Origin of the sequence: Vreelandella alkaliphila (genome assembly GCF_016107625.1) — a bacterium.
In the GTDB taxonomy this organism is placed as follows: Bacteria; Pseudomonadota; Gammaproteobacteria; order Pseudomonadales; family Halomonadaceae; genus Vreelandella; species Vreelandella alkaliphila.
This window is the reverse complement of the sequence record NZ_JABASV010000005.1, coordinates 75,913-101,273: the sequence shown is the minus strand read 5'-3', so window position 1 is coordinate 101,273 and position 25,361 is coordinate 75,913. Positions and strand designations below refer to the sequence as shown.

Genomic DNA, 25,361 nt, shown 5'->3' with positions numbered 1-25,361 from the left:
TCTATACCAGATTATAAGCACATATTAGCCGCTGGCGTAGTGGGCTGTTTAGCCCGCCTGACGCCAACGCTGAGCGTTGTTTAAGAGAACGTGGGTAAGCGCAGTGTGGAGCAGTTTAACCACCAGCGAGGTAAGGAAAATCAGCACAGCCATGGCCGCGGCGCTAGCAAAATAGCCCGCCTCGTCCAGATGCAGCACCGCCACTGAAGCAAGCCGCGTATCGCTGTTATAGAGGAACACTACCGCAGACACTGTCGTCATCGCATTGACGAACAGGTAGACAGAAATATCCAGCACGGCAGGTAGCGATACCGGCAATGTCACGCGGCTAAACGTGGTCCAGAACGGTACTTTTAACGAGGCCCCCACGGCTTCAAACTCCGGATCGAGCTGTTTCAGCGCGGTGACAGAGGTAAGGTGACACACCGTATAGAAGTGCACTAGCGTGTTGAGCACCAGAATCGCCATGGTGCCGTAAAGCCAGTTAAGGGGATTCCCTGCCTGGTTGAAAAAGAAGATATAAGCCAGGCCCAGAACCATGCCCGGCACCGCCATGGGGAGCATGGCCATAAAATGCAGGCCTTGGCGCAGCGGTCGATAGCCTTCGCTCTTTTCAATCAGCCACGCATTAAAGAAAATCACCAGTGTACCCACTAACGCGACGCTAAAGGCCAGTTTGAGGGAGTTAAACCACGCCCCCCAGCCACCGCCGGCTAAGCCTTGAAAGGTGTAATGCTGCAGCGTAAACGACAGGTTATAGGGCCAAAACTGTATGAGCGACGCATACACCGCGGTACCAATGACCAGCAGAATAATGCCCGCGACCGAATAACACAGCAGCGCAAACGTCCAGTCTCGCAGCGGGCTAGGCGTTGGCTGCCACGGTACTGCCCGAGCCGAAAGCTGAGCCACTTGGCGTTTCTGTATCCAGCGGTCGACGATGAACGATAGCACTGCGGGCATCAGTAGAATAACGCTAACCACCGCGCCCATTTGGAAGTTCTGCTGCCCCACCACTTGGCGATACACATCGGTGGCGAGCACGCTGAATTGGCCGCCAATAATTTTCGGCACACCAAAGTCGGTAATGGCCAGCGTAAAGACCACGAACAGGCATGAAATCAGCCCGTAACGCACCCCGGGCAGCGTAATCGTCAAAAATGTACGCCACTTCGGCGTGCCCAGTGCTTCTGCTGCTTCATAGAGGCGTGCATCGCTATTTGTCAGCGCAGTGGTTAGCAGCATTAGCGCATGGGGAAAAATCCAGAAACTCATGCCCATCACAATGCCAATCGACCCATAAATCGAATGACCTGCCAGCACATCGCGCAAAACACCTTGGTTACCAAACAGATAAACCAAGCTTATGGCGGGTAGCAACGAAGGGGCTAGAATGGGCAAAATCGCCAACATTCGAAACAGCCGCTTGCCTGGCATGCAGGTACGGGTAATACCGTAGGCGCATAAAAAGGCGAGCCCTGCGACGACCACCGTCGTAGTGAACGCAACGCGCAATGAATTGGCGATCGAATTGACCAGTGCTGGCGTTTGAAAATACTGCACAAAGTTAGCTAGCCCAATAAAGTCGCCGCTACGGTCTTGCAGGCTTTTCACCAACATTGCAAATAGCGGAAACAGCAGGCCGAATACTAACAGCGCCACAGCCGCTAGCAGCACGATCAGGCGTATCAATGCTTCCAGCGAAGGCGTTGCTGCAGGCGCTGAAAATATACTCGCCCTCATGACTGGTTGCTCCCTGCCGGATATAAGCGGGCAGCATCAGCAGGCAGATGGATACCCAAGGTTTGCCCTAGCCTTAATCCTAGTGTGGCGCTATCGCGGCTGGGAACATCAGCCAGCAACCATTGTTCGGTATTGTTAAGACTCAGCGATACCCGCTGAAACGCACCTAAAAACTCAATGCCCATGACATCACCGCTCAGCCCAGTGGTGCTGGCACTAAGCGCGACTGACTCGGGGCGAATGGCCAGTTGAGCTGCTTGGCCTTGCGGGTAGACGTGCGGCAAGCAAGGGCAGGAAATAGTGCCTAGCAACGCGTGGTTATTCGCCTGTGCGGTCACCTCTAGAAAGTTCATGGTGCCAATAAATGAAGCTACAAAAGCGCTGGCGGGCTGGTGGTAGATCTCGGCAGGCGTACCCACTTGTTCGATCACCCCGTGGTTCATCACTACGATACGGTCAGCCATGGTGAGTGCTTCTTCTTGATCGTGGGTCACCATAATGGTGGTCACACCAAGACGCGCCTGTAGAGCTTTGATCTGATGTCGCAGATGACCGCGCACCCTCGCATCCAGCGCAGAGAGCGGTTCATCCAGCAGCAACAGGCCAGGCTCAGTAGCCAGCGCTCGTGCCAACGCAACCCGCTGCTGCTGCCCACCAGAAAGTGCGGCAGGATATTTATGCTCGCTACCGCTAAGGTCAACCAGCGCAAGTAACTCCGCCACGCGGGCATCAATCATCGCTCGATCACTGCGACGGTTGCGTAACCCGTAGGCAACGTTATCGAACACTGTCAGATTGGGAAACAGCGCATAAGATTGGAACACGATGCCAAAATCCCGCGCCTGCGGGGGCAGCATGGAAATATCCTTGCCGCGCTGAATTAAGCTACCTGCTGTTTGCTGAGCTAGGCCTGCAATAGTGCGCAACAGGGTTGTTTTGCCACAGCCAGAAGGCCCTAAAAAGCATACAAACTCGCCTTCCTGAATCTGTAGCGCAATGTTGTCCAGCGCGGTAAAGCTACCGAAACGCTTGGTGACACCATCTATGCTTAGGTGCGCAGAGGGTGAGAGGGGTTTCGCCGCCGAGTGAGCCGTCAGCGGCGATGTCAGTGTGGTCTGCATAACATCTCCAAGCCCCGGCCTTGGCCGGGGCAGCTGTTCGTACTTACTGTTCGGTTTTACCGTCGTAGCGGCGCTGCCACTCTGCCAGCACGCGCTCGCGATTAACTGCGGCCCACTGGAAGTCGGCATCAATCATGCGATCGGTAATGTCCGCAGGATAGTTTTCAATCGGCTGTGCCATACCGGGATAGGCCACCACGGCGTAGCCTTCGTTATAGAGTTCGTTAGCCTCGCGGGAAACGGCCCAATCCATCAGCGTTTGTGCAGCTTCCTGTTTGGCGGTACCCGCAACGATGGCGGCAGCTTCCATATCCCAACCAAGCCCCTCTTCCGGGAAGATCACTTCAATCGGTGCGCCTTGAGATTTTAACCGTGCACCACGGAAGGCAAACGACACGCCAACCACTGCTTCACCGGTGGCCGCTAGGCTGCAAGGAGCAGAGCCTGAGTGGGTGTAACGGGAAATGTTGTTATGCAGACGGTCCATATAGTCCCAGCCCTGCTCTTCGCCCCACAGCTGCATCCAGCTGGCTACATCCAGATAGCCGGTACCGGAGGAGTTGGGGTTAGGCATAATCACATGCCCCTCAAACTCAGGCTGGGTCAGGTCTTCCCAGGAGGTCGGCATGGGCACGCTCTGGCGCTCGCCTTCAATAGTGTTGTAGCAAATGGCCGCGACCCAGGCATCCATGCCTACCCACGCAGGGTCTTCACCATTACGGTAAGCAGCATCAATAAATTTAGGATCAAGGTTTTCAACGCCTGCGGGCGCATAGCGTTCCAGCATGTCCTCTTCTTCAAGTACCAGCAGACTAGTAGCGGCTAAGCCCCAGATGACGTCTGCCTGGGGATTATCTTTTTCCGCCAGCAAGCGCGCAGTAATCACGCCCGTAGAATCTCGCACCCAGTTAATGGTGATATTGGGATGGGCGGCATTGAAGCGTTCGGCGTATTTTTGCAGGTCATCTGACTCAACGGCGGTGTACACCGTTAGCTCAGTGGCGCTAGCCACCGAAGTGAAGGCAACGGCAGTCGTTGCAAGCAGAGCAGTTGCAATCTGAGTAGGTTGGAACAAACGGCGAAGTTTCGACATGGTAGGCTCCCAGCGTTTTGGTATAGACCAGGAGTTTGCCGTTGTTAAATGACAGTGCGATGACGCTTGTTTGACCGATTTTTTAAGTTGTTATGTACGCTCAAGCATAAGTTCTTGTGAGGGTTCTTGTGAGGAGTCTCGTGAGCGCCCTTGTCTTCGTAACCTTGTTACTGCTGGCCAGACAGCTCAACACTGATGCATAACGAATCGTGTAACCAGTGCTCTTCGTCATACTCAATAGGGCGCTGTTGATCATCAAAAATGGCACGGCAAATGTTTAGCCCTGCCGCGCCTGGGGCGACGAGTAACTCTTCTGCATCTAATGGCGACAGCGCTTCGGACACCATGCGTATCGAGCGATTGGCCAAGTGATGCCCCCACCGCCCTCTTAACAGCCCCCAGAGTGACTGTCCGCTGTAGATGTCTAGCAGCTCTGGCGCACGCTCGGGCACCACCCAAAGCGACTCCACCAGAACAGCGCGATCATCTACGTAACGGCGACGGCGAATATGGTGAAACGGCTGATCATCGGGCAGCCCCAAGGCACGGGCAGCCACCAGATGTGAGCGGGTTTCCAGCTTTAGAACCGCCGTGCGTGGTTGCCGCCCCTGAGCCCCCACATAGTCGTTAAAGCCTGCGTCCCGGGTGGGGTCATACACCAGCCGAGCCGGTGAAATAAACCAGCCACGCCGATTGCTGCGGTGAATGAGCCCTTCCCCCTCCAGTTGCGCTAAGGCTTGGCGCAACGTAACGCGGGTCGTAGAGAAGCGCTCTGCCAACACTCGCTCAGCGGGCAATTTGCCTTCCCACTGCGTGGCATGCTGGGTAATTAAATAACGAAGCTGTTCCGTTAACTGTAAATAGTAGGCATCAGGCATGCGCCGATTTTCCTGATAGATCGTTGGCCGATGAAGCGTCTGTCGACGCTGCCATCCGCCAGTCTAAGCGCTGCCACCCTTCTACACTAGCCACCTCCGCCAGCACGGGGTCAGGGTTAACCGCCACCGGGCAGTCGACATACTGCAGCAGCGGGATATCGTTGCGGGAATCCGAGTAGAACGTTGTGTGGCTGGGAGCAATTTTTTGCTCGGTTAACCACTGCTGAAAACGCACTACTTTCCCCCCACGGTAAGAGAGCACGCCTTTGCTATGGCCGGTGTAGCTTGCCCCGCTTGCCGCATGTTCGACACTTAGCTCTACCGCCAGCACATGATCAATCCCTAACATCGTCGCAATCGGCGCGACCAGGTGATGCGATGACGCAGAAATGAGGACGAGGATATCGCCTGACTGGCGGTGCGCGTCCAGGCAGCGCCAGGCTTGATCAAAAATACGGGGCTGCAAATGAGTAGCGACAAAGCGCTCAACTTCTTTTTGTACATCTATTACTCGGCGGCCCCGCAATGGCGCCAAGGTCATTGCCAAGTACTCCTCTAGCTTTAGCTTACCGGCATGATAAGCCTGCTGCATCTGTTCGGCACGGGCTATAAAGGTCTCGGCATCACTGATCCACCCCTGCTCAATCATCCATAAATTCCAGCGGTCGCTGCAGTCTCCATCCAGGAGGGTGTCATCAAGATCAAACAGAGCGAGGCGCATGTGGCACTCCTTTTTTCGCGAGTTCGGCGGCGCGTAGGGTATGCCAACGATGATGACAGGACGATGACGCCATTGATGAGAATGGAAATTGCTCGCCCTACCTGTCAATAAAATGGCTTAAGGGGTTAACCACATTGAGGCAAACTCATCGGCGGGTAGCGGACGACCAAACCAGTACCCCTGAGCTTCGCTACAGCCCATTTGTGCGAGCAAATCGGCCTGGGCAGGGCTTTCAACTCCTTCTGCAAGGGTTTTCATATCAAGCGTGTCAGCCATGGCAATAATGGTTTGCACAATCGCCCGATCATGGTGGTTATCGAGCATGTCACGCACAAACGAAATGTCTATCTTCAACGCATCCGCAGCGAAGCGCCGTAAATACGAGAGCGATGAGTAACCCGTACCGAAGTCATCAATAAACAGCGCGTAGCCAGCCTGACGCATAGCCTGAGTAATTGTGACCGCCTGATCGGGATCACGCATAAAATCACTTTCAGTCAGTTCAAGCGCAATGCTGCCCGGAGGTACACAGGCGGTTAGCTTAGCCACATGTGCGGTTAGCTGAGGATCGGCAAATTGTTGCGCTGAAATATTGATTGAGAGCCTACCTGGCAGTGGCATATTGCTAGCCTGCCAAACACTTAACTGACGTGCCGCTTCTTCTAGCACCCAGTCTCCCAGCATGCGGATCAAGCCACGCTCTTCCGCCAGAGGAATGAACTCGCTGGGGCTTACCCAGCCCCACTCAGGGTCAAACCAGCGACACAACGCTTCAGCCCCCGTCAATGTTTTGCTAGCAAGACTAAACTGGGGTTGGAAGTAAAGTTGTAGACGCCCTTCAATAATGGCTTGATGCAGGCGCTCGGTCATCCATTGCCGGCGTTCCAGCGTCTGACGCATCGCCTGTGTATAGGGGCATACGCTATTATCACGGCGTTTTGCGTGATGGAGTGCAATACTGGCTGCGTTAAACAGCTCACCGGCCTCCGATACATCGCTTGGATAGCTGGCTACCCCAATACTGACGTCGAGATTAAAAACACGATGCCCCAGCTGGATGGGGCGCCTGATTACCTCGCATAGCTGAAACACTACTTCTTGAAGACGAACATCCTCAATGTTGGGTAGCAGTATCGTAAATTCATCACCGGAAAGTCGTGCGACAGCGCTTTTAGATAGGCTAGCTTGCCTCAAGCGCTCGGCTACGGTTGCGAGTAACTGATCTCCTACCTCGTGGCCATGTAAATCATTTACCTCTTTAAAGCGTCGGATATCCAGCAGCAGCAGTGAAAGAGAGTCATCCTGACTAGCTGCCTCTTTTCCCATACTGGCCAATAGCTCCATAAAGCGCGCACGATTAGGTAATCCTGTTGTGTTATCTGTGTAGGCAAGACGATGTATGTGACGATGATCACGGCGACGTTCAAGCTCACCGGCAGCACCAGTAGAGAGAATTCTCAGCACGGAAGTTGCAAACGCATTGGTCGTCAGTGGTGTTTGATAAAACACCATCATCACGCCGATGGCATCGCCCTTAGCATTATCCAAGCGGCGGCCTATCCACGCCTGGGTACTTAACGAGGTTCCCGGCAGCGTAAACGCATGGCCACTTTGAACAACGCTCTCGCCTTCAAACACGACTCGTTCAGCAGGCGTTCCCTGCAGCATAAACGTTTGGTTATCTATTAACTGGCCATTCGTGACTAAACTAACGGTCTGGGCTGCTGTTGCGGGTAGCACCGCGTTTATCTTATTAGATGCTCCCAAAAGCTGTGGAACAGGTTGATCCAATAACGCGATAAACCCAGCATCTGCTTCTAATAACGTGGCTAACGTGATGATCAACTGGTGGAAGTAATCGTCTCCTACGCGTGAGGTAACTGTAGAGGCTACTTGTACCACCGCATCCTGCACGCGTTGTGATTCGTGCTGGTCGGTCACATCTGAGATAAAGCCCTCGAGATAGGCAACATGGCCATCATCATCGATAACAGCTTGCCCTTGCTCCCACATCCAACGGTAACTGCCATCCCGATGGCGCAATCGGTACACCACGCGATATGGCTGACGCTGCTGGATTGCCTGTTGTGCTGCTAGATGAACGCGATCTTGATCGGCTTCGTGTATGAGGGAGGCAAAACTGATGAGTCGATTATCTTGTAATTCGTCCGGATGGTAGCCCGTGAGCGCCTCAGCCCCTTGGCTGACCAACTGCATCGTCCAGTGTTGGTCATTTAGGCAACGGTAGGCCATACCAGGAAGGTGATTAAGCAATGTGTTTAAACGCCGCTCACTCTCTCGGGCCAATTCTTCACTTTGACGAAGCGCTTGCCCGGCTTGGCAGCGACCAAGCTCTGCCCCCGCTTGAGCAGCCACAATGCGCAAAATTTCGTTTTCAAGTCCATCAAGCTGCATCGGTTTATTGCTTAACACCGCTAAGATACCAATGGCCGAGCCATCGGATGAAAACAGAGGCAGTCCCATGTAACTCTCTGCACCCAGTTGGCTGAGCAGCTCGTCTTTAGGAAAGCGCGCCTGAACATCGCAGGCATACAAGCAAGGTTCTCTACCTAAAACCGTTTCACAAGGCGTTCCAATGAGAGGATAAGCGACATTTTCCTGATGATGATTATTTGACCAAACGGCCAACGTTGTGGCCATATGAGGCTCGGTGACCGCAGCGATCAACGCATGATCAATCCCAAGCAGTTGGGCAAGTTGCTCGACAAGCGTCGTATAAAAGTCAGGTCTTCCACTACGTCCTAAACCTTCCGCCAACTGACGGAAAATCTCCGACGCTTCGTTTATGGTGTGCATTGGAGCACTCACTTTTGTCATCGTAGAGCAGCTGCCCACAGAGCACTGTTGTAATAAGCTGTTGCAATAAAATGCAGCGGGCTACAGCATAAACAGTTATTTTACTGATGTACCACGCCTATCTATAACCCTGCTAAACAGACGCAGGCGCTATGATTGATAACTTAGCACATAACTTAGTGGCTGCTCGCTACGCTGGACAGCACGTTTAGGGGTAATATGACGAGCCGTTCAACAGAAGATGAAACACTTTATACCTCGCTTACTAATGGGCTTCCCAGTTTTCTTGGTAATGCGTTATTACGCTCGGCCAACCTACCTTCGCTTCCTGCTATTGCCATGCAAGTGCTTGAAGTAACGCGCTCCCCCCGTGCTCCTCTGAGTGACTATGCTCGTGTTATTGAACGCGACCCTGGGTTAACGGCCCGCCTTATTGCGGCCGCGAATAGCGTGCACTACCTTCGTTCAGCTCATCCTGCACAAACCAGTTTGGAAGCAACCCAGCGACTGGGATTAGACGCAACGCTCGCCACCGTATTGAGCTTCACTCTGTTTCCCTGGCCACCCACAGAGAACGCAGCTCTACAAACTTGGCGACGCGCCATTGTTGCCGCCGTGGTAGCAAGTAAGCTGGCTCACCAACTCTGCCCCGAACAGGTTGGCAGCGCATTCACGCTTGCCCTACTGCAGGATATAGGCATTTTCGCGATCCTCACCACCTACCCAGACGAGGCCGAAGCACTATACGCTGAAAGCAAAGTGTCTCACGCACAGTTAGTCAACGCTGAACGCCGCCACTTTGGCAGTGACCACACACTGATTGGCGCTTGGTTAGCCGCCAAGTGGGGGCTACCCTCCTCAATCGTGCATGCTATTGACCAAAGTCATGACGGCTTTTTAACCGATGACATGGCAACACTCTGTCTACGTTTATCCGGTTCAATCGCCGATGCATGGCTCAGCCCTGAACCAAGCACCACCTTAGCAATGTTGCTTAGGCAGTTAGCGGTCACAGAAACACTGCCTACGAATGTCATTGAAGCGCTTTTCCATCACTTGTCAGAACAAATTGATTTATTAACAGATATTCTGGATCTCACCGTACCCGCTCCGGTGAATAGTCAAACACTGCTGGCGGACGCACAGCAGTTGCTCTATCAACACTCTTTGACGCTCACCGCACGATTAGATGCTCAGCAACAGCAGCTGGATACACTACAGTTGCATAATTCTGCATTAGAAGAACGCAGCCGTATTGACCCACTAACTCAATTGGCCAACCGTGCGTGGTTAGAGCAGCAACTCCAAGAACGTTTTGCGCTTTGCAATGAGCAAGGCCGCACAATGTCAGTGGTGTTTATCGATTTAGATCATTTCAAAGTGCTTAACGATCAATATGGCCACCAGACAGGCGACTTAATTCTGGAACGTTTTGGTAAGATACTAGCGTCATTAACTCGCTCAGGCGATTTGGCTGGGCGCTATGGCGGTGAAGAATTTTTAATTATCTTGCCCGATGAGACCGCTCAAACCGCGAGACAGTTAGCCGAACGCATTGCTCTGTATTTAAATGAGCAACCTATGTTGGAAATTGACCAAGAAGCACTGTATATCACTGCATCTATGGGCATTGCGTGTTTAAGCAATGGCAACTTCAGCAATGAACGGGAGCTGATAGATGCCGCCGACCAGAGCATGTATTTCATCAAACGCTCTGGCCGCCGGGGCATCTCCGTTCATGGCCAAGATTGACCGTTAGTCGTCTACTATCTATTCAGTGCCTGGGGTAGATACAAGGCGATTTCAGGGAAGAGATGCATAAAAGCAATCGCCAGCAGCATCAGCAGAAAGAATGGCAGTGTTGCTTTCGTGATGGTGACAATATCTTTACCAGTGAGTCCTTGAATGACAAATAGGTTAAACCCCACAGGCGGCGTAATTTGTGACATCTCGACCACAATCACCAGATAGATACCAAACCAGATCAGATCAAATCCAGCGGCGCTAACCACTGGCATAATGATGGCCGTGACTAGCAGAATCAGTGAAATACCATCCAAAAAACAGCCCATGATCAACAGCAGCACCGTTAAGGCCACTAGCAGCATCGTAGGAGATAGACCCATTTCACCAATCGTGCGAGCTAACTGCATAGGCACTTGAGTAAAGCCCATCGCAGAGGTCAAAAATGACGCGCCAGCAATAATAAAGGCGATCATGCACGCGGTACGTACTGCGGCAAATAACGAGCTGGTAAAAATGTCTCGATTAAAGTGGCCATTAAAATGCGCAATGACCATCGACAGCACGACGCCTACCGCGGCAGCTTCTGTTGGTGATGCTAGGCCGCCATAGATCGATACGATAATACCGCCAATAAGCAGCAGGATTGGCACCAGCGACCAGGTATTGCGCAGCTTCTCAACAAAGCTCATGCCCGACTCATCAGCGCCGGTTAAGCCGTTTCGGTTACCTTTCAATAGGGCCCACAGCACCAGATAGGTCATAAACATGGCCAAGATCATCAGCCCTGGCCCAATGCCTGCCATAAATAGCCGGGTAATGGACTGTTCAGTCACCACGCCATAAACAATCAGTACGATGGAAGGCGGAATCAGCAAGCCTAGCGTTGAAGCGCTGGCCAATGTACCAATCGCCATGTTGCTGTCATAGCCGCGGCGTTCGAGTTCTGGCAGGGTCATTTTCCCCACCGTTGCACAGGTCGCCGCTGAAGAGCCACATACGGCGGCAAACATGCCGCTGCCAATGATATTGGTGTGAAGTAAACGTCCTGGCAGGCGATTTAACCAGGGCGACAAGCCACGAAACATATTGTCGGCAAGACCTGAGCGAAACAGAATCTCACCCATCCAGATAAACATCGGCAATGCCGTTAAATCCCAGCCATAGCTTGCTCCCCAAAAATCCGAGGCAAGAATAGGGCCGGGGTCGAAGGGACTAAAAAACTGAAGAGCAACCCAAGCAGTGCCAATCAGAGCAAAGGCAATCCAGACGCCACTGCCTAACAGCACCACGAGGGTAAAGATGGTAGCCAAACTAAGTAATAGCACGAGGGTGTCTCCTGGGTAGCGTCTTAATGCGCTTCGTTGTCGTCGATGGCGGTTGCTTCACGGAAGCTCGCAGGGTCGTGGATAGCGATACGCAGCGCTATCCACAAGGCTTCCAGAAGTGCCAATGCCAAGAGCCCTACCCCAACAACTAATACCGATTGCGGTATCCACAAGGGAATCGATAAAAAGCCTGACGATACATCGTTATATTGAAGGCTTTCTCTTGCCAGTCCAATCAAGCCATAGGTCAGCAAAAGGCTGATCACTACCGCAATGAGCAATCCAAACACCTCAAACCAGACGCGTATGGCAGAAGGTAGACGCGAGATAAGCAGCGTCACCCGAATATGCGCATGGTGGACAAAGGTGTAGGCAAGCCCAAGAAACGTTGCCCCGACTAACAGATAAGACGCCATCTCAGAAACGCCGGTGATGCTCACGCCGAGTCGGCTAAGGCCAACCAAAACAAGCAGCGCATCTACTAACCGAAACGTGACCTGCAGTGCGATAAGTGCACAAATAGCCACCATACACGCGGCAGCACCCCAAGCACCGAGGCGGTAGAGTTTGTCGAATTTAAACATCATGTTCGCAGTCTCATTGAGCGCGTGGGTGGTAAGGGCGGCATAAACAGCCGCCCTTAAAGCCAGCATTACTTAAAACCAGCATTAGTTGTTAAGACTCAGTTACCGCGTTGTTCGCGATAGTTCTCTAAGGCTTGTTTTGCATCGTCGTCAGCACGGGATTCCCAGTCAGCAAATAGTTCATCGCCCGCCGCTTGCAGAGCAGCAGAGACCGCCTCATTAGGCTGAGAAACTGAAATGCCATTTTCCCTCAGTGCTTCCAGGCTAGTTTCATTGTTCTCACGGCTCATTTGCCAGCCACGCTCTTCAGCCCGAGCAGCCGCTTCCATCAGCGCGTCTTGGGTAGCTTCATCTAAACGATCAAAGCTTCGCTGACTCATAAACACAATGTTCTTAGGGAGCCACAAGTTGGCATCGGTGTAGTCGGTCACATAGTCCCAGGCTGCCATGGAGTTACCGGTAGAACTGGAAGTAATCATGGCATCCACACGACCGGTGCTAAAGGCAGTAGGAATATCAGACTCTTCGGTTTCTGTCGGACTGCCACCTAAATTATCAACGAAACGCTGAGTATTAATATTTGGCGCACGCACCCGCAAGCCGTCGAACTGATCGGGATCCGTTAACGGCGCAGAGGTGTAAATGCCCTGGGCTGGCCAAGCGACAGCATACAAAGGCACCATTCCTTCATAGGCAAATAGCTCAGTAATCATCGGCTTAGTGGCTTCCCACAAGGCATAAGCATCTTCATAGCTACCGGCTACCCCCGGCAGCGTATCAACTTCGAAAATAGGGTCATCATTGGAAAGAACAGAAAGGAACACTTCGCCAGCATCAATCGTACCCCGGCGCACCGACGGCTTAATTTCACCATGAGAAACCAGAGAACCACCGCTGTGCACCGTAATGGTTAAGTCACCGTTTGTGGCCTCAGCCACATCCTCTGCAAACTGTTTATTGTTTTGGGTATGGAAGCTTGCATCACCATAAGGCGTTGCCATGGTCCATTCAGCCGCATGGGCGGTCGCCGCAGCGGCGAGGCTGCAAGCGGTCACTAGCAGTAATGGCGTTGTTATACGTTTATGCATGGGGACGTCCTCTTATTCATATTAATGGAAGTTCAGGTTGATCGAGGTGTTGCTTCGGGAATGGTAGGGGTTGCGCTAGGGCAAACCCAGCGGCCGGTAAAACTTGTGTTTGCCATGTCAGCGCACCGCTCTATGGCATAATTGGCTGCACATTCTTGGGCGATCCGCCCCACACTTCGGCAAAAGCGAGGATGATTCGCACTGCGCCATATCACATCATAGTTCATAGGCGGCAACGGCACGGGTAGCGCTAAACGGTATAGATCACCCCGCCGCCACTCATCTAATACGGTGGCGACCGGAAGCGCACCGATTCCCAGCCCCTCCATCGTCATTCGTGCAATGGTCATCAATGTGCTAACGCTATGGATACGAGGCTGCTGAACGCCCACATCAGAAAGGTAACGAACCAGTTCTTCGTAGGGGCGAGCCTGCCTGCCAAAGGAAATAAACGGCAACGACTGGCACCAAGCGTTGGGGTGTTCGCTTAGCAGCGCGGCATGACGAGGTGAAACAAACATGCCCATCTCATAAGGACTTAACGTCTCGCACTCAATTTGCTCCGGAGCCAAGTAACCATTCATTGCCAGCAAAATATCAATCTCATTGCGCATCAGCCGATCATTAAGAGCCGGAGAGTAATCAACTGTTAACTCGATAATGAGTTCTGGAAAACGCTCAGTAAGCTGCTGAATGAACGCGGGAAACCAGCTATGTGCAATGGTTTCAATGGTGCCGAGCCTAAGGGGCGCAGAAAATGTCTCAGCACTATCAAATAGCTTTAGCGCCTCATCACGCTGATGCAGTATGCGCTCAGCATGCAGAAAGAACTCGCGGCCACGCATGGTCGGCTGAACCGGACGCGCCGAGCGCTCAAGCAATAGCTCACCTACGGTGCTTTCCAAACGTGAAATACGCTCAGAAACAGAAGGCTGCGTGATATGTAAGCGTACCGCCGCCTTGCGAAAAGAGCCAAGCTTTACCGCCCATACAAAAGCGTCTAGCTCTTTGAAATCAAGCATACATTTGCCTAACCAATGGTTGCAGTAACATCGGCGGGTATTCCTACACAGCGCAGGTAACGCCGCGTGCAGTGCCGCCCCCTAGCGCAATGTGTCACTGGGTGAAATGGTCGCATTGCTATGTAACGCAATCTTAGGGCCAGCATGGTGGGATTACCCACTATTTTTCGCTGAACAGTGTCTAGCTGAACAGTGACGAGCTGACTCATGGCCGACGTTTGCATGTTTCACTCCTCAAAACGACTCACTGACCGCCGATTATTATTAGTGCTGCGGGTATTCGTTAGGGCTGGCGTGAGCGTTTTTTTTATAATCTTTTATCGAGTCGCTTTATTTATTTGATAATCGTATTCCCCCCTAGCGTCAACTATTTTTCCAATAAATAACAGCACGATAGGAATCACCGATACTAAGTATCGCTAAAAACGATTGGAACTTAACAGGATAGGTTCATATATTGGTTTTAAGACATCACACTGATAATCAAGCTAACTATTTACAACAGGTAGTCATAACAAACACTGTCAACCGCATCTTTAACAACAAATCCTTCAGTATTAGCACTCCGTTATTAAAAATAAGCGTTCTTGGCCAACGCTGCTAACTAACAACTCGCTGTTAACCAACAAGTGACTCTAATAAATTCAAAACAGGCTAGGAGACGATATGGCAACCCCACTGCTCAACTGTGACATGGGCGAAAGCTTCGGTAATTGGTCGATTGGCTTAGATGCCGATGTAATGCCTTACGTCGATTGTGCCAATATCGCCTGTGGCTATCATGCCTCAGACCCTCATGTAATGCGTCGCACGGTCGCCTTGGCCAGTCAGCATGGCGTACGTATTGGCGCCCACCCCGGTTACCCTGACTTAATGGGGTTTGGTCGTCGCTCTATGGCCTGCTCGCCCGCAGAAGTAGAGGATATGATGCTGTACCAGGTCGGTGCGCTGGCCGGAATTTGCCAAGCCGAAGGCGTGACGCTGAGCTACATAAAGCCCCATGGAGCGATGTATAACGACATGGCGGCGAATCTTGAGTTATTGGAAGGAGCCATGCGTGCGGTACGTGCTTATGATGCCGACCTTCCGCTGATGGTCATGGCAACTGCCGATCCGGAACCTCATCGTCAGTTGGCGAAAAAAATGGGCATTACCCTGTGGTTTGAAACGTTCGCTGACCGCGCTTATGAAGCGACCGGCCATCTCGCCTCTCGCCATCTGGCGGGTGCTGTCCACCACGACCAAGCCACTATCGTTGCGCAAGCCGTTGCGCTCGCCAAAGGCGAGGCGCTGACCGCCCGCGACGGTAGCGCGCTGCACCTACCCTGCGACACCCTGTGCGTGCACGGCGACAATCCTGAGTCGGTGGCTGCCGTGCGCGCGATTCGTGATGCCTTTACGGCGCTGGAGTCTGCGTGAAACTGCGTTTAGAAACGGCGGCCATGGACGCCGTAACGGTACGGCTGTTTGACACTATCGATGAATCCAATATGGCGTGGATCATCGCTGCCGATCAAACCCTGCGCGATGCGCTGGGCGAGGCACTCATTGACCTGATTCCTTCCTACACCACGCTGCTGGTGCACTATGACAGCCAGCAACTAACCTTTGGCCAAGTCGCTACGCTGATTCGCAGTGCCTTGCGCCACTTAACGCCTGCCGAATCGCAGGACGGCCAGTTGCATGAGATCCCCGTATGGTATGACGAAAGCGTTGGCCCTGAGCTTCCGCTGGTGGCAAAACGCGCAGGGCTCAGCGTTGGCTCTCTGATCGAGCGTCACTGCGACCATGATTACTGCGTTTTCGCGCTGGGCTTTGCCCCCGGCTACGGTTTTATGGGGTTGGTAGACGAAGGCATCGCCACGCCTCGCTTGAAAACACCCCGCCGCAAAGTCGCGGCAGGCAGTGTGGGCATTGCCGATCGACAAACGGCTATCTACCCGCTCCTTTCTCCAGGGGGATGGAATATTTTAGGTCGTACCGCCGTACCGCTATTTGAATACGCTAAGCGGGGCGAGCCCCTGTTGCGCCCTGGCGATAAGGTGCGCTTTAAAGCGATTGGCAAAGCAGAGTTTGAAGCAGCAGGAGGCGATACAACGCCGATGGAGGAGCGGCCATGAGCCAGGCAATGCTAACGGTTAAGCAGGCCGGACCACTGGCTCTGATTCAAGATTTAGGGCGGTTCGGCGTGGGTCATTTGGGAGTTACCCAGAGCGGTGCCGCCGACTGGATTTCATTTCGCTGGGCAAACTGGCTCATCGGTAACGCACCTGATAGCGCGGCACTGGAGATTGTTATGGGTGGCAACCTCAGCTTGGTTGCCAATGCCGAGGTACGTCTGGCGCTCACCGGGGCCGATCTTGGTGCCACCATCGATGGACAGCCATTAGCCACCAACACAAGCTTTCTGCTGCGTTCCGGTCAAACACTCATTTTCAGCCAGCCTCGGCGTGGCCTACGGGCCTATCTGGCGTTTCCTGGCGGATTAAACGCACCAACGATTCTGGGCAGCCGTTCCTGCACTGCCCGCGAGCAAATTGGCGGGCTCCGTGACGACGGCAAACCGCTACAAACCGGCGACCAGCTCACCTGGCAAGGTAACTCACCCGGCGAGCGCAGCTTGCCTGAAGGAACAGCCCCCGCCATGCCAGAAAAAAGCTGCCAACTCAGCATGGTGCTTGGCTCGCAAGCTTCAAATTTCGCCGGACGCAGCCTGTACAATGCTTTTAACCAGCCTTGGACAGTAGATAATCGCGCTGATCGCATGGGTGTTCGTCTCACTGGCCAGCCTCTGCATTGCACGCTCGGTGGCATTATTTCTGAAGGAATTCCCCTTGGCGCCGTGCAAATCCCACCCGACGGCCAGCCGATTGTGTTAATGAATGACCGCCAAACCATTGGCGGCTATCCACGCCTAGGTGCACTTACCCCGATGGCCTGTGCGCTGCTTGCTCAATGCGTACCGGGAACCGAGGTGCATTTGAGCCCTGTCAGTGCCAGCCAAGCGCAAATTGCCTATCGGAAGCAATTAAGCCATTGGCATTAAAAAACCCGCATCTCTCGATGCGGGTTAGAACAGGGAAGTTACTTAGAGCAAGCGTTGCTTTGACGTTTATGCAACGTCGAAGCGGTCCGCGTTCATCACTTTTGCCCAGGCAGCGACGAAGTCTTTGACAAACTTCTCGCCGTTATCATCCTGGGCATACACCTCTGCGTATGAGCGTAGCAGTGAGTTAGAACCAAACACTAGATCAACGCGAGAGGCTGTCCACTTAACCGCGCCCGTTTGACGGTCGCAAATCTCGTAAACATTATTGCCCACCGGCTTCCAGCTGTTGCCCATATCGGTCAGGTTGACAAAGAAGTCGTTGGTCAACTGACCTTCACGGTTAGTGAACACACCGTGCTTGGTACCACCATAGTTGGTGCCCAGCACACGCATTCCACCTAACAGCACGGTCATCTCCGGTGCGGTGAGCCCCATCAACTGGGCACGATCCAGCAGCATTTCTTCGGGTTTGACGATGTAGTCTTTCTTCTGCCAGTTACGGAAGCCATCGGCAAGTGGCTCTAAAGGCTCAAAAGAATCTACGTCAGTCATCTCATCAGTGGCATCACCACGGCCTTTGAGGAACGGCACACGCACATCAAAGCCCGCTGCTTTGGCCGCTTTTTCAATACCCACGCTACCCGCTAAGACAATCACATCGGCAATGCTGGCCCCCGTATCAACAGAGATCTGCTCGTATACGTTAAGCACATCGGCAAGACGCGCTGGCTCATTGCCTTGCCAATCTTTCTGGGGAGCCAAACGAATGCGCGCACCGTTAGCACCACCGCGCATGTCGGAACCACGGTAAGTGCGCGCGCTATCCCACGCGGTGCTGACCATGTCGCTAATGCTTAAGCCGCTCTCAGCAATTTTCTGCTTAACCACTTCTTCGCAGTAATCGGTGCTACCTGCAGGCACAGGATCTTGCCAGATAAGGTCTTCAGCCGGCACTTCTGGGCCGATATAGCGTGCTTTCGGGCCTAGATCACGGTGCGTTAGCTTAAACCACGCTTTAGCGAAGGTTTGCTTGAAATACTCCGGATCGGCCATGAATTTTTCGCAAATGGCACGGTACGTCGGGTCCATCTTCATCGCCATATCCGCATCGGTCATGATCGGATTGTGACGCACAGAGGGGTCGGTTGCATCAACCGGCTTATCCTCTTCTTTAATGTCGATAGGCTCCCACTGATGAGCACCAGCAGGACTTTTCTTCAGCTCCCACTCGTAGCCAAACAGCAGGTCAAAGTAGCCCATATCGAACTTAGTTGGGTTGGTGGTCCAAGCGCCTTCAATACCCGACGTCACGGCATTGCTTGCTTTGCCATCCATGGTCGGGTTGCCCCAGCCAAAGCCCTGGTTCTCAACGTCAGACGCTTCAGGCTCAGCGCTCAATGCAGCGGCATCACCATTACCATGACACTTACCCACGGTATGGCCACCCGCTGTAAGTGCGGCTGTTTCTTCATCGTTCATCGCCATACGGGCGAACGTTAGTCGCACGTGCTCTGCCGTCTTCAACGGATCTGGCTGGCCATTTACCCCTTCCGGGTTAACGTAAATAAGCCCCATTTGTACCGCTGCAAGCGGGTTTTCCATGGTATCTGGCTTATTGACATCAGCGTAGCGCTCATCAGAAGGCGCTAACCACTCTTTTTCAGCCCCCCAATAAATGTCTTTCTCTGGGTGCCAGATGTCTTCGCGACCAAACGAGAAACCGTAAGCGGGCAGCCCCATAGATTCGTAGGCAACCGTACCCGCAAGAATTATTAGGTCGGCCCAGCTGATTTTATTGCCATACTTCTTCTTCACTGGCCACAGCAAACGGCGCGCCTTATCAAGGCTTACGTTATCCGGCCAGGAGTTGAGCGGTGCAAAACGCTGGTTACCGGTACCACCGCCACCACGGCCATCGGCAATGCGGTAAGTTCCGGCAGAGTGCCATGCCATGCGGATCATCAGGCCACCGTAGTGGCCCCAGTCGGCTGGCCACCATGCTTGGCTGTCAGTCATCAAGGCATGAACATCTTGCTTGAGGGCGTCAAAATCGAGTTTTTTGACCTCTTCCCGATAGTCAAAGTCAGGATCCATCGGGTTAGTTTTACGATCATGCTGGTGCAGAATGTCTAGGTTCAACGCCTCTGGCCACCAATCTTTGTTGGAGGTGCCAGTAGACGTATTACCACCATGCATTACAGGACATTTGCCACTCATGTTTCTCTCCCCTTCTTGCTCTTTGCCTTGGACTCGCCAAGGAAACAGATGATCGACATCTCATATTGCTGTCTACAGTGTAGGTAATCAGCAAGCATTGCGTTGATATGTACTGTTTTAAAGCACCTCATCGATAGCCACAATTTGTAATAAACCAATAGATCGATAGTTATTTATTATTAAACTAGCTATTTCTTAGTCAATACAAACTTAGTCAATAAAAACTTAGCCAATAAAAAAGGCAGGACGTCAGACGCCCTGCCCGTACCACTATCATGATAGTAGCGTTTTCTTACCTTTACTCCACCATTGGCAACAGTGCGTTCAAGCTATCCCGCGCATCGCCGTAGAACATGCGCGTGTTCTCTTTGAAGAATAGCGGGTTTTCAATGCCAGAGTAGCCCGTGCCCTGACCACGCTTGCTGACAAACACCTGCTTGGCTTCCCAAACCTTCAATACCGGCATACCGGCGATAGGACTATTGGGATCTTCCTCGGCCGCTGGGTTTACGATGTCGTTGGAGCCGATCACGATCACCACATCCGTACTTGAGAAATCGTCGTTAATCTCGTCCATTTCCAGCACGATATCGTAAGGCACTTTGGCTTCAGCCAGCAGCACGTTCATGTGCCCAGGTAGACGCCCTGCCACCGGATGAATACCAAAACGTACGGTCTTACCCGATGCCCGCAGCTTGCGTACTAGATCGCTCACCGCACTTTGTGCTTGAGCCACCGCCATGCCATATCCCGGCACGATAATCACGCTGTCAGCATCGTTTAAGGCACTCGCTACGCCACTCGCATCAATCGCGACCTGCTCGCCCTCAATTTCAGCCGCTGGCCCTTGAGCACCACCGAAGCCGCCCAAAATCACGTTAACGAAGTTGCGGTTCATCGCCTTACACATAATGTAAGACAGGATCGCCCCTGAGGACCCCACCAGTGCGCCGGTAACAATCAATAGATCATTAGACAGCGTGAAACCAATCGCCGCCGCTGCCCAGCCGGAGTAGCTGTTCAACATCGATACCACCACCGGCATATCCGCACCGCCAATGCCCATAATCAGGTGATAGCCAATAAAGAATGACAACGCTGCCAGCACGATCAGTGTCCAGAAACCTGCGCCGTTGAGGTAAAGAATCGCGAGCAGCAATGAAAGCGCCGCAGCACCGGCATTGAGCATATGCCCACCCGGCAGTTGGCGAGGCTTGCCATCCACCTTACCCGCCAGCTTACCAAACGCAATCACCGAGCCGGTAAAGGTCACCGCACCGATGAAAATCGCGAACACCACCTCAATCTGCAAAAAGGTCAGCTCAGCAGGAGCCTTCGTGGCCACCAATGCGGCAAACGCAGAAAACTCTTGCATCGCGCCATCGGCCGCTTGTGCTGCCAACACCCGGCGGCGCTCTAAATCTGCGCTCCAGGCAACAAAGACCGCTGCCAAACCCACAAAACTATGTAGTGCCGCTACCAACTGAGGCATTTCGGTCATTTCGACCTTGCCTGCGACATAAGCACCAATCCCAGCACCGATTAACATCGCCGGAACCAGCCACCAGTAGCCGCCAATACCTGGCCCGAGGGAGGTAAAGAACACCGCTACGGCCATGCCCACAATGCCGTACCACACGGCACGCTTGGCTTTTTCCTGATTACTCAAGCCGCCTAGCGATAAAATAAATAGCACACTTGCCGCAATTGCCGCGGCAGATACGAATCCTTGTCCTAACATCTCGTTTCTCCGCCGCTTAGGATTTTTGGAACATGGCAAGCATCCGGCGTGTCACCAGGAAGCCACCCACGATATTAATCGACGCAATCAGTACCGAAATGGCCGCCAGCACGATAACGACGCCACTGCCTGAACCGATTTGCAAAATTGCCCCTAAAATAATGATGCCGGAGATGGCATTAGTGACCGCCATTAAAGGCGTGTGCAGCGAATGACTCACCTTCCAAATCACCTGGAAGCCAATGAAACACGCCAACACAAACACAATGAAGTGCTGCATAAATGAGGCAGGGGCTATTTGACCCAGCAACAGCATCAACGCGCCACCAACGGCGAGTAAGCCAGCTTGTCGCTTGGTTTGCGCTTTGAAGGCGGCCAGTTCAGTAGCCTTCTTCTCTTCAGGCGTCGGTTCTTTCTCTTTTTTCTTTGGCTTCGCCGCGGCAATGGCCTTTACTTTGGGCGGCGGCGGCGGGAAGGTGATTTCGCCCTGGTGCGTGACCGTAGCGCCGCGAATGACATCGTCTTCCATGTTGTGATGGATGACGCCGTCTTTCTCAGGCGTGAGGTCGGCTAGCATATGGCGAATATTGGTGGCGTAAAGCAGCGACGCTTGGGTGGCCATGCGTGAGGGGAAGTCGGTATAGCCGACCACCACTACGCCGTTATCAGATACCACTCGTTCGTCCGGCTTGGTTAAATCGCAGTTACCGCCTTTTTCAGCGGCTAAGTCGACAATCACCGAGCCAGGCTTCATGGCTGCCACCATATCTTCCAGCCACAGCTTTGGTGCAGGCCTGCCAGGAATCAGCGCCGTGGTGATGACAATGTCGACATCCGGCGCTTGTTCGCGGAAACACTCCAGCTGCTTCTCACGAAACTCTGGGCTAGAGGGAGAGGCATAGCCACCGCTTTCTGAACCGTCCTGACTATCTTCAAAATCGAGAAACAGGAATTCAGCGCCCATGGATTCAATCTGCTCGGACACCTCTGGGCGCACATCAAACGCACGCACCACAGCGCCAAGGCTAGCCGCAGTACCAATCGCCGACAAGCCCGCCACACCTGCGCCGATCACCAATACTTTGGCAGGGGGAACTTTACCGGCGGCGGTTACCTGGCCAGTAAAGAAGCGGCCAAAGTTATTGCCCGCCTCAATCACCGCACGGTAGCCCGCGATATTGGCCATTGAGGAGAGCGCATCCATTTTCTGCGCTCTGGAAATACGTGGCACCATGTCCATCGCAATAACAGACGCGCCCTGAGCTTTACAGGTTTCCAACAGTGCTTCGTTTTGTGCTGGCCAGAAGAACGCAATCAGCGTCAGGCCTTCGCGCAAATAGTGAGCCTCAGTTTCCGAAGGTTCACGGACTTTAATCACCACGTCCGCATCACGCCACAGCGCTTCCGCGCTTTCCACAACGCTGACACCCGCATCGCGATACGTGTCGTCATTAAAGCCCGCGGCAGCCCCTGCGCCGGCTTCCACCAAGCACTCATGGCCTAGCTTCTGAAGCTGTTTTGCGCTCTCAGGAGTAAGCGCTACACGCGCTTCTCCTTGAGCTGTCTCTTTCGGTGCGCCTATTTTCACACGCTTTCTCCCTTGGTTAGCCCATTTCCAGCGTCATTACCAAAACAATCACGTTTTCACCCTTGGTTATTGGACGCTGGGCATTATTACTGACATGCGTCTTCGCGCCAGATAGCAGTTTAGGATCTAACGCGGCGACTGCCAGTTACTATTCAACCTTCGATTCAATTGGGTTGTTTAACTACAACACTACCCTTTTTAACAACGATTCCCCACCAAAAGTTAGAGAAAACTACTTCCAAAGTACCGCATTCAATTCGCCCTACCAGTGATTAACTGTAGTAGTGGGCATGGCAATAATGATTAACCGCCAAAAACGACCACAGCAGTACTTGTAACGACATTTGTAATGACATTCTCAACAACAAGCTTAACAACGCAGGAGAGTCACTTATGTGGACTAAACCAACGTATCAAGACATGCGCCTTGGCTTTGAAGTAACGCTGTATATCTCTACTCGCTAATCTCTAGCTACTGAGCCACGGCCCCTGCCTGCCTTATTGGGTTGATATCAGGCAGGGGCTTTCAGCCAGGATTCATAGCACACCCACAGCACTAACGTAGGAGGCCAGTCTATGCATATTTTAGTTCTTGGGGCTGCCGCAGGTGGCGGTTTTCCCCAATGGAATTGCAACTGCCCTAACTGCTACCACGCTCGCCTGGGCAGTGCAGATCATCAATCTCGCAGCCAGTCATCGATTGCGTTAAGTGTGGATGGCAAGCAGTGGTTGCTATGCAATGCGTCCCCTGACATTCGCGCTCAGCTCAATGCCAACCCGGAATTATGGCCAAGTGAGCTGCGTGGCAGCGGTATTCGTGGCGTGCTACTGGTAGATGCTCAAATCGACCATGTCACCGGGCTACTCTCCCTAAGAGAAGGCTGTCCATTAGAGGTGTGGTGCACGCCTAATGTGCATCGCGATTTATCGACTGGTTTTCCGCTATTCCCGATGCTGGAACACTGGGGCGGACTACACTGGCAGCCGATTGACTTGGAAGATCATCAGGAAGTTGTCGAGTTTTCGATTCCCTTTCTGCCAGATATCGCGCTCACCGCCTTTGCGCTACACAGCAATGCCCCACCTTACTCACCGCGGCGCGGCGCGCCTTCCTGCGGCGATAATTTAGGCCTGTACGTTGTTGACCGCAACAACGGCAAGTCGCTGTGCTACGCCCCTGGGCTTGGCAACCCGACACCGCTGGCAATGCGTTTCTTAAACGCCGCAGATGTGGTGATGGTGGATGGCACCCTGTGGGAAGACGACGAAATGCAGGCACTTGGCGTTGGCACCTCCACAGGCCAACAGATGGGTCACCTCGCGCTCAATGGCAGCGGTGGTATGTGTGCGCTATTGAACGAACTCCCCAGCAGCACGCGGCGCATTTTGATTCATATCAACAACACCAACCCGATTTTGGACGGCGCTAGCGATGCAGCGAAAACATTGCAGGCCGCAGGCATCGAAACAGCTTACGACGGAATGAAACTGACGTTTTAGGTTGACTTCCACAGACCTTGAACACTCTCTTATCTTAGAATTATTGAGTATTAATCTATTAACATCCAGACCTAAATCTTAGATTAAAAAAGCACTAGGTTAGTAGAATTTAAAAGATAGTAGATCGATAAAAGGTGCAAAAAAAGGCCCTGATAAAATCAAACCAAAATAAGCATATAACTTTATAAAATAATTCAAACAGAGCGAGCTATAACCAAAAAACCTGTTTCATTAAACAAATCCTATGCATAAAAAATGGTTAAAAATAAAAACCATGTAAATCAGCAACAAATACATTAGATATTAAAAAAATAACCAGGAAATCGACTATGGCGATGACAGCGATAATGCCCAGTGCTTCTGCCACCCCGCTCAGTCGGGAGGCGTTCCGTGAAGTGCTAATGGGTAAAGGGCAGTACTACCATCTTAATCACCCCTTTCAACAGGCGATGGCCAACGGCGAGCTTACCCAGGAACAACTTCAAGGTTGGGTAGCTAATCGCTTTTACTACCAGTTGATGATTCCCCAAAAAGACGCCGCGCTGCTGGCTAACTGCCCAGATGCCGCTACCCGCAGGCGATGGGTGCAACGCCTGCTTGACCACGACGGCCACGACGGAGATGAAGGCGGGATTGAAGCCTGGTTAGCCCTAGGTGAAGCCGTAGGGCTACACCGTCATACACTGCTTTCTCAGGAGCGTGTGCTACCTGGCGTGCGCTTTGCGGTAGATGCTTACCGCCACTTTGTCGCTCGAGCCTCCTGGCAGGAAGCTGCGATCTCATCGCTTACCGAGCTATTTGCGCCGCTTGCCCACCAAAACCGCCTGGACACCTGGCCTCAGCACTACCCGTGGATTAACGAGCAAGGCTATCGCTATTTTCGGAAGCGGCTCAGCGAAGCCCGTCGAGACGTCGAGCACGGCCTGGAAATCGCTTTAGGCGTGTGTACCACGGTGGCGCTGCAGCAGCGCGCGCTGGATATTCTGCAATTTAAGCTCGATGTGCTCTGGAGCATGTTGGATGCCATGACCATGGCCTATCAGCTAGACCGCCCGCCTTACCACACCGTCACCCGCGAAGCGGTGTATCACCGTGGGCTTGAGCACTCACTTTACTAGGCAATGATCG

The 25,361-nt window shown here is 52.9% G+C and carries 20 protein-coding genes; 7 read left to right on the top strand and 13 right to left on the bottom strand.

Annotated elements, in window-relative coordinates; translation table 11 throughout:
- Nucleotides 1-48: 48 nt before the first annotated feature.
- The 6 genes from JFC11_RS09220 to JFC11_RS09195 form a co-directional block, all read right to left on the bottom strand.
- Complete coding sequence (locus tag JFC11_RS09220; RefSeq protein WP_038478822.1) at nucleotides 49-1,743, bottom strand: putative 2-aminoethylphosphonate ABC transporter permease subunit; 1,695 nt, start codon at nucleotides 1,741-1,743, stop codon at nucleotides 49-51.
- Nucleotides 1,740-2,864 (bottom strand): putative 2-aminoethylphosphonate ABC transporter ATP-binding protein, encoded by a 1,125-nt coding sequence (locus JFC11_RS09215; protein WP_198349359.1) that lies wholly within the window; start codon nucleotides 2,862-2,864, stop codon nucleotides 1,740-1,742. Before JFC11_RS09215 ends, JFC11_RS09220 begins: the two co-directional genes overlap by 4 nt.
- A gap of 43 nt (nucleotides 2,865-2,907) precedes the next feature.
- Nucleotides 2,908-3,957: a putative 2-aminoethylphosphonate ABC transporter substrate-binding protein gene (locus tag JFC11_RS09210; protein WP_198349357.1), complete on the bottom strand. Its 1,050-nt coding sequence runs from the start codon at nucleotides 3,955-3,957 to the stop codon at nucleotides 2,908-2,910.
- Nucleotides 3,958-4,124: 167 nt separating this feature from the next.
- Nucleotides 4,125-4,835, bottom strand: coding sequence for a UTRA domain-containing protein (locus JFC11_RS09205; RefSeq protein WP_038478831.1), 711 nt, complete (start codon nucleotides 4,833-4,835; stop codon nucleotides 4,125-4,127).
- A complete protein-coding gene (locus JFC11_RS09200) occupies nucleotides 4,828-5,556 on the bottom strand; it encodes an HAD family hydrolase (protein ID WP_198349355.1) in 729 nt (242 codons plus the stop codon). The genes JFC11_RS09205 and JFC11_RS09200 overlap by 8 nt, the downstream gene beginning before the upstream one ends.
- A 117-nt stretch (nucleotides 5,557-5,673) precedes the next feature.
- Nucleotides 5,674-8,373, bottom strand: a complete 2,700-nt coding sequence (locus tag JFC11_RS09195; protein WP_198349353.1) for a bifunctional diguanylate cyclase/phosphodiesterase — start codon at nucleotides 8,371-8,373, stop codon at nucleotides 5,674-5,676.
- 219 nt (nucleotides 8,374-8,592) lie between these two features.
- Between JFC11_RS09195 and JFC11_RS09190 the strand changes: the two genes are divergently transcribed.
- Nucleotides 8,593-10,125, top strand: a complete 1,533-nt coding sequence (locus JFC11_RS09190; protein ID WP_038478840.1) for a GGDEF domain-containing protein — start codon at nucleotides 8,593-8,595, stop codon at nucleotides 10,123-10,125.
- 14 nt (nucleotides 10,126-10,139) lie between these two features.
- Here JFC11_RS09190 and JFC11_RS09185 read toward each other — a convergent pair whose 3' ends face one another.
- From JFC11_RS09185 to JFC11_RS09170, 4 genes are all read right to left on the bottom strand, one after another.
- The gene (locus JFC11_RS09185) at nucleotides 10,140-11,444 is read right to left on the bottom strand and encodes a TRAP transporter large permease (RefSeq protein ID WP_038478843.1); all 1,305 of its coding nucleotides are present in this window, start codon (nucleotides 11,442-11,444) and stop codon (nucleotides 10,140-10,142) included.
- A 23-nt stretch (nucleotides 11,445-11,467) separates the two neighbouring features.
- Nucleotides 11,468-12,031 (bottom strand): TRAP transporter small permease, encoded by a 564-nt coding sequence (locus tag JFC11_RS09180; RefSeq protein ID WP_038478846.1) that lies wholly within the window; start codon nucleotides 12,029-12,031, stop codon nucleotides 11,468-11,470.
- 95 nt (nucleotides 12,032-12,126) lie between these two features.
- On the bottom strand, nucleotides 12,127-13,116 hold the full coding sequence (locus JFC11_RS09175; protein WP_038478849.1) for a TRAP transporter substrate-binding protein: 990 nt from the start codon (nucleotides 13,114-13,116) through the stop codon (nucleotides 12,127-12,129).
- A gap of 32 nt (nucleotides 13,117-13,148) precedes the next feature.
- Complete coding sequence (locus JFC11_RS09170; protein ID WP_198349351.1) at nucleotides 13,149-14,138, bottom strand: LysR family transcriptional regulator; 990 nt, start codon at nucleotides 14,136-14,138, stop codon at nucleotides 13,149-13,151.
- A 666-nt stretch (nucleotides 14,139-14,804) separates the two neighbouring features.
- Between JFC11_RS09170 and JFC11_RS09165 the strand changes: the two genes are divergently transcribed.
- Genes JFC11_RS09165 through JFC11_RS09155 form a run of 3 tightly spaced genes read left to right on the top strand, consistent with a single transcriptional unit; the run spans nucleotide 14,805 to nucleotide 17,184 of the window.
- Nucleotides 14,805-15,557 carry a 5-oxoprolinase subunit PxpA gene (locus JFC11_RS09165; RefSeq protein ID WP_198349348.1) on the top strand — a complete coding sequence of 251 codons (753 nt, stop codon included), beginning with the start codon at nucleotides 14,805-14,807 and terminating at the stop codon, nucleotides 15,555-15,557.
- Nucleotides 15,554-16,258: a 5-oxoprolinase subunit PxpB gene (pxpB, locus tag JFC11_RS09160; protein WP_038478858.1), complete on the top strand. Its 705-nt coding sequence runs from the start codon at nucleotides 15,554-15,556 to the stop codon at nucleotides 16,256-16,258. The genes JFC11_RS09165 and pxpB overlap by 4 nt, the downstream gene beginning before the upstream one ends.
- Nucleotides 16,255-17,184: a 5-oxoprolinase subunit C family protein gene (locus JFC11_RS09155; RefSeq protein ID WP_198349346.1), complete on the top strand. Its 930-nt coding sequence runs from the start codon at nucleotides 16,255-16,257 to the stop codon at nucleotides 17,182-17,184. The genes pxpB and JFC11_RS09155 overlap by 4 nt, the downstream gene beginning before the upstream one ends.
- A 66-nt stretch (nucleotides 17,185-17,250) precedes the next feature.
- On the opposite strand, the gene katG is transcribed toward JFC11_RS09155, so the two are convergent.
- From katG to JFC11_RS09140, 3 genes are all read right to left on the bottom strand, one after another.
- The gene (gene katG / locus JFC11_RS09150; RefSeq protein ID WP_198349344.1) at nucleotides 17,251-19,404 is read right to left on the bottom strand and encodes a catalase/peroxidase HPI; all 2,154 of its coding nucleotides are present in this window, start codon (nucleotides 19,402-19,404) and stop codon (nucleotides 17,251-17,253) included.
- A 298-nt stretch (nucleotides 19,405-19,702) separates the two neighbouring features.
- Nucleotides 19,703-21,145, bottom strand: coding sequence for an NAD(P)(+) transhydrogenase (Re/Si-specific) subunit beta (locus JFC11_RS09145; protein WP_038478867.1), 1,443 nt, complete (start codon nucleotides 21,143-21,145; stop codon nucleotides 19,703-19,705).
- 16 nt (nucleotides 21,146-21,161) lie between these two features.
- Entirely contained in the window at nucleotides 21,162-22,733 is a 1,572-nt protein-coding gene (locus JFC11_RS09140) for a Re/Si-specific NAD(P)(+) transhydrogenase subunit alpha (protein WP_198349342.1), read from the bottom strand.
- Between the two features lie 393 nt (nucleotides 22,734-23,126).
- On the opposite strand from JFC11_RS09140, the gene pqqA reads away from it, so the two are divergent.
- From pqqA to pqqC, 3 genes are all read left to right on the top strand, one after another.
- Nucleotides 23,127-23,198: a pyrroloquinoline quinone precursor peptide PqqA gene (gene pqqA / locus JFC11_RS19090; protein ID WP_009722990.1), complete on the top strand. Its 72-nt coding sequence runs from the start codon at nucleotides 23,127-23,129 to the stop codon at nucleotides 23,196-23,198.
- 111 nt (nucleotides 23,199-23,309) lie between these two features.
- Entirely contained in the window at nucleotides 23,310-24,233 is a 924-nt protein-coding gene (pqqB, locus tag JFC11_RS09130) for a pyrroloquinoline quinone biosynthesis protein PqqB (protein WP_198349340.1), read from the top strand.
- Nucleotides 24,234-24,562: 329 nt separating this feature from the next.
- Complete coding sequence (pqqC, locus tag JFC11_RS09125; RefSeq protein WP_198349339.1) at nucleotides 24,563-25,351, top strand: pyrroloquinoline-quinone synthase PqqC; 789 nt, start codon at nucleotides 24,563-24,565, stop codon at nucleotides 25,349-25,351.
- Nucleotides 25,352-25,361: the final 10 nt, after the last annotated feature.